Here is an 8,521-nt window from a genome sequence, read left to right as displayed (position 1 = left end):
TTGACTGCACGCATGCCGCCCGCGTTGGTCGCGACGTTGCCACCGAGGCTTGCGCTGAGCTCGCCGGGGAAGGTCGGGTAGACGAGGCGGTGGCGGGCTGTCTCGGCGTCGAGTTGCTCGAGGGTGACGCCGGGTTGGATGACTGCGACGTGGTTGTCGTTGTCGATCTCGAGGATGGCGTTCATCCGCTCGAAGGCCACGACCACGCCGTCTCGTGACGGGATGCACGCTCCGGACAGCCCGGTGCCGGCGCCTCTCGGCGTGAGCGCTGTGCGGGTGGCGTTGGCCCAAGCCACGATCTGCTGGGTCTCGCCGGCGTCCCGGGGGAACACCACGGCCCGAGGCGTTTCCGGTTCGAGGCCGAGGGCTTCGTCGTGGAGGTACTCGTCCTTGATCTCGGCGCCGACGAGGACGTTGCCGCGGCCGACGATGCACTCGAGCTCGGCCGCAATGGGATCGCCCACGGGATCAGCTTGCCACGAGACGACGGGTCGATGAGCGCCTGGCGCCGGCGCAGACCTCGGCGTGGGTGATACCCATCCGATGACGGGATGTTTTATGCGCCCGTGAGACCGAGTGGTCATGCGCCCCGTATCCGATCAACCGATCGCCGACCTGGAAGGTAAGTACAGAGGGCGAGGACCCGAGTCTGACCGGGCCCGCCATCAGGCTCGCCGGGGTGAGGCGTCCCGGAAGCGGTGACGGTCCTCGACGCCTACGCAGTCATTGCTTACTTAAAGGCGGAACCGGCGGCCGGCGAAGTTCGGCGCCTGCTGGAAGACGGTGACGCGGGCCTGACTGCCGTCGGACTAGCAGAAATCCTCGATCACTTAGTCCGTCTGGCGGGAGCCGACGAAGAAGAGGCGGCCTTGGACCTCGCCCAGCTTGGTCTACTCGAAGCCATTGTCGTGGAGTCTGACCTTGGCCTCGCTGCGGGACGTTTACGGGCCCGCCGCTATCACCGAGTTCGCTGCGCAGTCAGCATGGCGGACTGCATAGCGGCCGAAGCCGCCCGCCGGGGGGCCACGAGCCTCGCTACCAGCGACCCCCACTTGCTCGACCTCTGCCGCGTCGAGGGCATCTCGGCCATAGTGCTCACCGCACCAGAGGGCACTCGTTGGGCGCCAGCAAACTGATCGCGACTGTTCCCGGTGACTCGTCATTGGGGTACCCACACCGCGCCTCCGAGACTGTCAGGGCGCGGTCGCTCAGGACGGCTCGCTTCGGTAAGGGCCGGGCTCAGCGGCGTCGACCCAGCGAATGGTGTCTCTCCACTTGGGTCGCTCGACGCCTGCCGGTCGCGAGATCAGGACGCCGCTGACGGGACCAGTCTCACGAATTGCGCGGACGGCGCTGGTGTGATCCACCCCGTGAGCGAAGGACTGCAGGCTCTGCTCGTCGGTCCACTGGGACAGGGTGTAGAAGCGGCCCTTGAAGGGGTTAGCCCGCAGGCTTACCCCTAGCGAACCCGGACTGGCCACGACGGCGCTGCGCATACGGATCCCACCCCAGAACAGGATCCAGCGGGCGCGCAGCCCTACTGCGTCGAAGCGGCTGGCGAAGACCACAGTCTGGGCCGGTCTGGCCCTGGTCGTCGAGCGCCATGGCAGCGTGAAAATCGTGGGCATTGCATCTCCCCAGTTCGGCAACATCGTCTACTGTGGACCGTCCAGAGTGGACTGTCAAGGGAGCGTATGCCGGATCGTCTGAACGCCACCGCCGGAGCCCTTCTCGGTCTGCTCCGGAGCGGACCGCGCTCCGGTTATGACCTGGTCGCCGAGGCCAACAAAGTGATCGGGGGGTTTTGGACCATCACCCGTAGCCAGGTATACCGGGAGCTGGCCGACCTGGCCGATCGGGGTCTGATCGAGCGAGGAAAGGTCGGTCGGCGGGACCGCCAACCCTTCCGACTCACGGCCAAGGGCCGAGCGGCGTTCAGGAAATGGGTGAACACGGCGCCGGAACCTGAGAACCTCCGAATACCCCTACTCCTGCGACTCACCTTCGCCGACGAACTCGACCCGCAAGCTCTTGGGGCAGTCCTGGCCGAGCACCGCGGCGTGCACGAACAACGGCTCAAGGAGTACCGGACCCTCGACCGAGAGCTGGCAGCCGGCGGAATACCCGCGGAGCGACGCGTGACTCTCGCCTTCGGGATCGCGTACGAGTCGGCAGTGCTTGGCTGGTTCGACCGATTGCCGCGCGGACTCAGACCCCAGCGATGAAGGTGCCACGGACCCGGCGTTGTGAGATCGTCCAGCGATCAGACATGGTGCCGCTTCTGGTACACCCTCCCTTCGTCCTACAAATTGCGGGGAGGGGCATGGTCGCTCGCCGCCCATGACTGGGTATCGACGAGCTGGAGACGCGATAGGAGGTAGCCATGGAGGACGACGAGCACATGATCCGTGACCTGCTCGATGCCTGGTGGCGAGGGACGGAAACCAAGGACATCGACGCCGTGTTGGCCTTAATGGCCGACGACATCCTCTTCCTCACGCCGGGCGGCGAGCCCTTCGGCAAGGCCGAATTCGCCGATAGAACCAGGAGCCGAACCTTCAAGGTCGAAGGACACAGCGACATCGAGGAACTCGAGATCGTAGGCAACTGGGCATGGATGCGCACCCACATCAGCGTCACGATGACCCCTGCCGACGGTCAACCCGACCATCGCGCGGGTTACACGCTGACAATTCTGCGAAAAGAGCCAGACGGTCGATGGGTCGTCGCACGAGACGCGAACCTGTTGTCGGCGTAAGACCGAGCCCTTCCGACGACTCGGTCAGTCGGCCGAGCGAGCTCCTTTCTCCTTAAGCCAGGTGATGACGTTCTGCTGTTGAGTACCGACGCCGCCTGCGGCATCGAGCGGTGTGCCGTGGGCGTAGTCGGGTTCCCAGTTCAGGTCTGCGCCAGCGGCCAGGAGGCGTTCAGCGGCGCGCCGTTGCCCACCCGCGCAGGCATGCCAAAACCCTTGGGAGATGTCCTCTGCTGTCGGGCCGGCGGCCAGTAACTCCTCGAGACGGGGAAGGAGGCCGAGCGCGCCGGCGTGCCAAAGCTTGTCGACCCTGGCGCCGCGCGCCACGAGAAGGCGGGCGACATGCCAGCACCCGTAGCCGATGGCGTTGTCCAGCGGCGAGCCAATAGACCCATCCGCGACTTCGATGTCGGCACCGCAGTCGATCAGCGCCGCAGCGACATCGGCGTCGTCGCTGCTGGCCACCCAGTGGAGCGCCGTCTCAGACCGCGGCTTCTTGTCTCGGAAGTTGGGATCGGCACCGGCCGCGATGAGCAGCCGGACGATCTCGGGTCCGTTGGGGAAGTAGCCGGGCCAGTCGCAAACGACGTGCAAGGCGGTGCGGGTCTTGAATGGGCCGCCCAGCGGGCCTCGGGCCAGGGCGGGGGACTCGGAGAGCAGGCGCCTGACCGATTCGACGTCGCCGGTACGGATGGCGAAGACCAGCTCCGCCGCCAGATCACGTTCGGGCTGCGCCACGTTCCCTCTCTAGTTCATTCCGTACCAGTGCCGTACCCCGGTTCGCTCCCGCTACCGCGGCCCCCGCGACGTTCTCGCAGCTTGACCTCTATGAGCTCCTTGACCAACTCCTGAGATAGTGGCTCATCGAGCGGGAAGTGTAAGGCGCTCTTGGTCTGGCTGTAGCTGCCGGTCTTGTCGCTCAGGGCGGGGAGCACCGAACCGCTGTGGGGCAGATAACTGAGGTGCGACTTGAACGCCGCCAGCCCAGCCACCACCTTCCCGTCAATTTTGAACGCGGGCACGCCGTAGGACAGACCTTGTTCGGCGTTGGGGATGACCCGGAGGATCCGTCGACGCATCTCCTCCAGGGTGGCGCGTTTGGGCTCGTCCAACTCGGCGAAGTAACGGTCGACGTCCCCGGTGCTCATCGTCAGTGTGCTGCGGGGCACTACTGGACGACCATGAGCGTGTTGCCCTCGGGGTCGCGCAACCAGAACATCGGCGGCACCGGATCGCCCATCCGGCTGACTTCGGCGTCGACGTCGACGCCCGATTGACGGAGCTGCGCGTGGTACGCGTCGATATCGTCGGTCTGCAGGCTTATGCCGGTCTCCCGCTTACCGACCGAGCTCTCATTCGGCGGGGGCGCGAGGGCAATGGTGGTCGCCTCGTCACCGAGGCCGACCTCGATCCATCGGTAGCCATTGCCGAACGGCACGTCTACGCGCTTTTCGAAGCCGAGCTTGGTGACATAGAAGTCGACGGCGCCGTCCTGGTCGGCGACGGGGATGATCACCGTGGCGATCTTGTTGGCTCGGGTCGTGCTCGCTGACATGGGCTCCTCCTGGTAGCTAGGTTCCTTTGCCTGTTTAGACGGAGCAGTCATGGGGAAATCATCGCTCAGCCGATCTGCCCACGCGGAAGGTCTGCCCGAATCACCAGCCGAACTCATGGCCGAGGTACCGGCGTCATGACTTACACCGTGCACTTCAACAACGTTTCGACCGTCGGCCTGGAATCGTCGCCGGTCGCAGCCGCGCTCGCTGGTCTGCGGGCGAACGAGGCCCGCTACTTCGAGAACAAGTACGACATCGACTTCACCGTGGAGCCGGCCACCAAAGCCAACACGACCGTCGATCGGGTAGCGAGGATCCTCAAGGAAGAGCGCGACGTCGTCATCTCGTCCCCGCCCCTAGAGGCCACCACCCTCAACATCGACAAGATCCGGTGGGACTACGTCTTCTACCAGAACAGCCTTTCCATCAACGTGGTTTACACCATGGATGATCCCGCCAAGCGGGCGGTCGGGTTCAAGCTGAGCGAAGGAATGGAAGTTGCGTTCAAGACCGAGTACTGACCGCTGGACAAGTTCCTTGGGGGATACAGCAGTGACGACGGGCCGGATACGCGCCCAGTACCGGACCATCTCAGGTGAGGACATGTCGGGCACGGGCGACGTCGACTTCTGTGGTTGACTTCGCACGATGGCGTGGTTCTCGCTGGCCTTTGCGGGGATTTGGGCGACCTCGTCACCTCGGGCCCGTTCCGGTTCGTACGCAACCCAATCTACAGCTTGATGATCCTCTACCTCGCGGGAACCGCACATGATGTGGTGCCCAACCGGGCATCCATCGGCGCAGTCGTCGTGTTAGCCGTGGCTGAGGAGTTGCAAGTGCGCGGGGTCGAGGAGCCCTACCCCAGGACCGTGCACGGGGAGAGCTACGAGCGGTACACCGCTGAGGTCGGTCGGTTCGTCCCGGGGATCGGACGGGACTGACTGCTGGGCAGAGTCGCGAACCGGCGATCAGGGGAACGAGTGCCTTGGAATAATGAGCGCATGTTCAGGGGCACGTCGGAAGTCGACCGGGGCTGCGGCAGCGAGCGCAACACCGTCGTTCGGATCCCCTTGGTAGCTTTTGCCAGCGATGTTCTATAGTGCGCGTTCGGGGCGTTCCTGAACAGCACATTTGCGGATGGCCCGGACGACCTCAGCAAGTGGGACATTAGGGGCGGGAACATGCGCCGATGCCCACGGCTGAAGAAGTTGTCGCCTCCGATACCGATAATGAGTTATACCCGGGTCGGCGCAGCGTCGTTAGTTCATGTTCCAACTGTCGTGTCTTGGTGTAAATATTGTAAATATTGCAGGGTTGGTGGCTGTGTCAGCTACAGGCCGGCCGGTGATGATGCCACCAGGGCGCGCGAGGGTGGGGTCAAGCCTCGTGAGCAGTCGGTCCGGGATACTTCCGACTCGGTTGAACTCAGGCTTGTCTAGCACGAGAATTGCGTGCTGGGTCGGTCGGAGATGAATTGCGTGTCTTCTTCCCGGTCGGCGCAGATTCCGACGCGCAGGGGCGCGTAGAGCACGATGGCTTCTAACCGCCTTCAGCGGGGCCGCGCGTCTTCAGCTCTCGGCTCATCCAACGGCCACGAGATGCATCGGCGACCAGTTCGCCACTGCTTTGTACCAGACTGGGAACATACATCGTCGTATCGAACAGCGATGTAGGTCCCGACCTGGGGGCCATCTCCACAGAGGGTGAGTCTGCGGCTTGGAAGATGCTCATCCGTAGCTCAGGCGAGCTCCAACTCCCGGCCCGGATGCCTCGTCGTCACCTCTTGGACGATCCACAGGTTGCCGTCGGGATCATCGAAAGAACAGTAGGAGCCGTAGCTGGTGCGCTCCGGGTCGACCCCAGGTTGGCGCGCTTCGACGGGGAACGGAGGACCGTGCCAAACGTCGGTCACCTTGATGCCCAGGCCCAGGAGGTCGTCGTGGGCCGCCTCGACGTCTGACACGACGAGCGCCGCTCTGGCCGAGCCCGGCTCGGCCGTAGTGATGCCCTTGCCAAAGGTTACCGAGCAACCGGACCCCGGCGGGGTGAACTGCACGATGCGAAGAGCGTCGAATGGGGTGGTGTCATCATCGAGGCGCCACCCCAACTGCTGGTAGAAGCGCTTGGCTCGATCGATATCGGATACAGGGATGATCTGGACTTCCAGATTCAACTTGGTCCTACTCATTGCTTTCTCCTAGCTGTGTGGGCTCGGGATCAGAGGTGTCCGCTTTGCGCAGTCATTTCGAACCAACGGCGCCCGTTCAACGTACGATCACGAAGGCCGCGAGATAAGTGGCGTAAGCGACATATTCGATATCGATTCCGACACGAAGAAGTCGGCCTGTCCCCCAGCTCCAAGTCGCTCCGACTCTGCTTGACCGGCCTCGCGCAGGCCCTATCGGCGTCCCCGCAGGGCTGAGGTGGTCTTGCCTGTGCGTTCCCGCAGAAGCTTCCGCAAAGTGTTGGGCTGTTGATAGCCGACCTTTTGCGAGATCGCTTCTAGAGACATGTCGGTGGTGCGCAACAGATGTCGGGCCCGTTCGACTCTGAGGTCCTGGACAAATCGGATGGGCGAAGTTCCGATCGTCCGCTGAACGGAGCGTTGCAGGGTTCGTTCGCTGACGCCGATCGCGCCGGCCGCCTCGGACAGGCTGATGGTGTCGGCAAGACGTTCGCGGGCCCATCGTTCGAAGGCGACGACGATGGGATCGCACTGAGCTAGGGCGCTGGGGATGGCGTACGCGGCCTGTGACGGACGTTCGTCGACCACCAGATACCGAATGGCCAGGTCGGCCAGCGTTGGACTGCTCGCCCGGACTATCGCCAACGCGACGTCGACGTGCCCGAAGGCTGCGCCGGCGGTGGTGATGCCGTCGTGAGTGACGACCATCTGGGTGTGGTCAAGGTGGACTTGCGGGTACCTGGCCCTAAAGGTCGGCGACAGCCACCACGTGGTGGTAGCCCGAACTCCGTCCAGTATTCCCGCCTCGGCCAATAGGAACGCGCCGGCGCACGCCGACGCGATGGTCGTACCACCGTCTCGAGCGCGCTCGATTAGCGCGCGGACCGGGAGAGCCGCATCGCTACCGACAAACTCGACCAGGGTCTCGGGGCTAGTTCCCGCCCGTCCGGGAACGACGAGCAGATCCGCGCTTTGCGCATGGTCGAGCGGTTCTGGCGCGATTAGCAGGCCGGCTCCGGTTCTTACTTGCGGTGTGGGACCGACCATCGTCACGTTCCAGGTCGGTGGTTCGTCGATCTCTGCGCCCAGGGTGTTGGCGATGTTCAATACGTCGAGGATGGACGCGAGTCCGGAGTCGAACACTCCGTCGTAAACCGCTACCGCTACCTGCGTATGCGCTGCGACGAGGTGCGCATTGGGTAACGGCGTGGCCATCTCGTTACCCGACCAGGTAGGTCTCGTAAATCACCCCTGCGGGCTGGCGGCCTCCGACGCTGACGAAGACGCCTTTGTTCAGCCAGTTCAGTTCCGTTACCGCGGTTTCGATGCGGGTGGAGGTTCGGAACGTGTACTCGCTCGGGTCGACTGGTTCACCTCGACCGAGACGGGCAAGGACGTCGGCGCTGCCGTGACGGACCCCCTGGGATTGGACGTACAGGATTTCGCCACGGTCGGTCTGAAGGGTGTAGCGCAGGTCGGCGATGGCGGTTCCGTCGGCGGTGACGGTCTGCCAGTCGGCGCTGGCCCCGGCCACCAGGGTGCCGGACAGCTCGGGACCGCTGAAGGTCCCGCCGGTCAGAGGCACGATGCGGCGACGCCCGCCGCCCGTTTCTCCCAGCTCCGACGGTTCGCCGAGAGCCGCTTCTAGGCGGTAAATGAACGTCAGCTGCGGCGCTGGCAACTGAAGGCCAGGCCGGTTCCGCTCCGGCTCGGGCGCCGATCGGGCGATCTCGGGGTCGTTGGGATGGGCTGCCAGCGGCGTGACCTTGGTGGTCATCCAATCGGCCAGAGGGAGCCCGGCGAGCAGACCGTCCAACTCGAGTCGACTGTCGGCTCGGTACAGGCCTAACACGGTTGGCTCGCCAGTCGGCGCTGTTTGGTTCCAGACGCGCAACAGATGCCCTTCGTCAGCGAGCTTGGCCGCCGCGGCGGCTTCGGTGTCTTCGCGTTCTGTGACCTCCCCGGATGGCGCCCCCTCCGGTATGTCGATCTCGAATTCGACCAGGAACTCCATCGCCAACTCCC

13 protein-coding genes are annotated in these 8,521 nt (G+C 64.4%); 5 read left to right on the top strand and 8 right to left on the bottom strand.

All coding sequences use genetic code 11. The annotated features are described in order from the left end of the window. Nucleotides 1–464, bottom strand: a 464-nt coding sequence (locus tag VFZ97_06185) for an FAD-binding oxidoreductase (GenBank protein HEX6393011.1), incomplete at its 3' end; no start/stop codon positions are given. A gap of 234 nt (nucleotides 465–698) precedes the next feature. On the opposite strand from VFZ97_06185, the gene VFZ97_06180 reads away from it, so the two are divergent. Next, nucleotides 699–1,136, top strand: a complete 438-nt coding sequence (locus VFZ97_06180; protein ID HEX6393010.1) for a PIN domain-containing protein — start codon at nucleotides 699–701, stop codon at nucleotides 1,134–1,136. Nucleotides 1,137–1,208: 72 nt separating this feature from the next. On the opposite strand, the gene VFZ97_06175 is transcribed toward VFZ97_06180, so the two are convergent. Next, complete coding sequence (locus VFZ97_06175; protein HEX6393009.1) at nucleotides 1,209–1,628, bottom strand: hypothetical protein; 420 nt, start codon at nucleotides 1,626–1,628, stop codon at nucleotides 1,209–1,211. Nucleotides 1,629–1,694: 66 nt separating this feature from the next. On the opposite strand from VFZ97_06175, the gene VFZ97_06170 reads away from it, so the two are divergent. Beyond that, entirely contained in the window at nucleotides 1,695–2,225 is a 531-nt protein-coding gene (locus VFZ97_06170) for a PadR family transcriptional regulator (protein HEX6393008.1), read from the top strand. 158 nt (nucleotides 2,226–2,383) lie between these two features. Beyond that, complete coding sequence (locus VFZ97_06165; protein ID HEX6393007.1) at nucleotides 2,384–2,758, top strand: SgcJ/EcaC family oxidoreductase; 375 nt, start codon at nucleotides 2,384–2,386, stop codon at nucleotides 2,756–2,758. 24 nt (nucleotides 2,759–2,782) lie between these two features. Here VFZ97_06165 and VFZ97_06160 read toward each other — a convergent pair whose 3' ends face one another. The 3 genes from VFZ97_06160 to VFZ97_06150 are packed head-to-tail and all read right to left on the bottom strand — an operon-like array spanning nucleotide 2,783 to nucleotide 4,310. Next, a complete protein-coding gene (locus VFZ97_06160; protein ID HEX6393006.1) occupies nucleotides 2,783–3,493 on the bottom strand; it encodes an ankyrin repeat domain-containing protein in 711 nt (236 codons plus the stop codon). Between the two features lie 14 nt (nucleotides 3,494–3,507). Then, entirely contained in the window at nucleotides 3,508–3,903 is a 396-nt protein-coding gene (locus VFZ97_06155) for a DUF1801 domain-containing protein (GenBank protein ID HEX6393005.1), read from the bottom strand. 20 nt (nucleotides 3,904–3,923) lie between these two features. Further along, entirely contained in the window at nucleotides 3,924–4,310 is a 387-nt protein-coding gene (locus tag VFZ97_06150; GenBank protein HEX6393004.1) for a VOC family protein, read from the bottom strand. Between the two features lie 135 nt (nucleotides 4,311–4,445). On the opposite strand from VFZ97_06150, the gene VFZ97_06145 reads away from it, so the two are divergent. Further along, nucleotides 4,446–4,832, top strand: a complete 387-nt coding sequence (locus tag VFZ97_06145; protein ID HEX6393003.1) for a phage tail protein — start codon at nucleotides 4,446–4,448, stop codon at nucleotides 4,830–4,832. A gap of 114 nt (nucleotides 4,833–4,946) precedes the next feature. Beyond that, a complete protein-coding gene (locus VFZ97_06140) occupies nucleotides 4,947–5,252 on the top strand; it encodes an isoprenylcysteine carboxylmethyltransferase family protein (protein HEX6393002.1) in 306 nt (101 codons plus the stop codon). A 797-nt stretch (nucleotides 5,253–6,049) separates the two neighbouring features. On the opposite strand, the gene VFZ97_06135 is transcribed toward VFZ97_06140, so the two are convergent. The 3 genes from VFZ97_06135 to VFZ97_06125 form a co-directional block, all read right to left on the bottom strand. Next, the gene (locus tag VFZ97_06135) at nucleotides 6,050–6,499 is read right to left on the bottom strand and encodes a VOC family protein (GenBank protein ID HEX6393001.1); all 450 of its coding nucleotides are present in this window, start codon (nucleotides 6,497–6,499) and stop codon (nucleotides 6,050–6,052) included. A gap of 210 nt (nucleotides 6,500–6,709) precedes the next feature. Then, nucleotides 6,710–7,711 carry a helix-turn-helix domain-containing protein gene (locus VFZ97_06130; protein ID HEX6393000.1) on the bottom strand — a complete coding sequence of 334 codons (1,002 nt, stop codon included), beginning with the start codon at nucleotides 7,709–7,711 and terminating at the stop codon, nucleotides 6,710–6,712. A 4-nt stretch (nucleotides 7,712–7,715) separates the two neighbouring features. Beyond that, the gene (locus VFZ97_06125; protein ID HEX6392999.1) at nucleotides 7,716–8,510 is read right to left on the bottom strand and encodes a muconolactone Delta-isomerase family protein; all 795 of its coding nucleotides are present in this window, start codon (nucleotides 8,508–8,510) and stop codon (nucleotides 7,716–7,718) included. Nucleotides 8,511–8,521: the final 11 nt, after the last annotated feature.

The organism is Acidimicrobiales bacterium (assembly GCA_036378675.1).
Lineage (GTDB): Bacteria > Actinomycetota > Acidimicrobiia > Acidimicrobiales > Palsa-688 > DASUWA01.
This window is presented reverse-complemented; position numbering and strand designations above follow the sequence as displayed.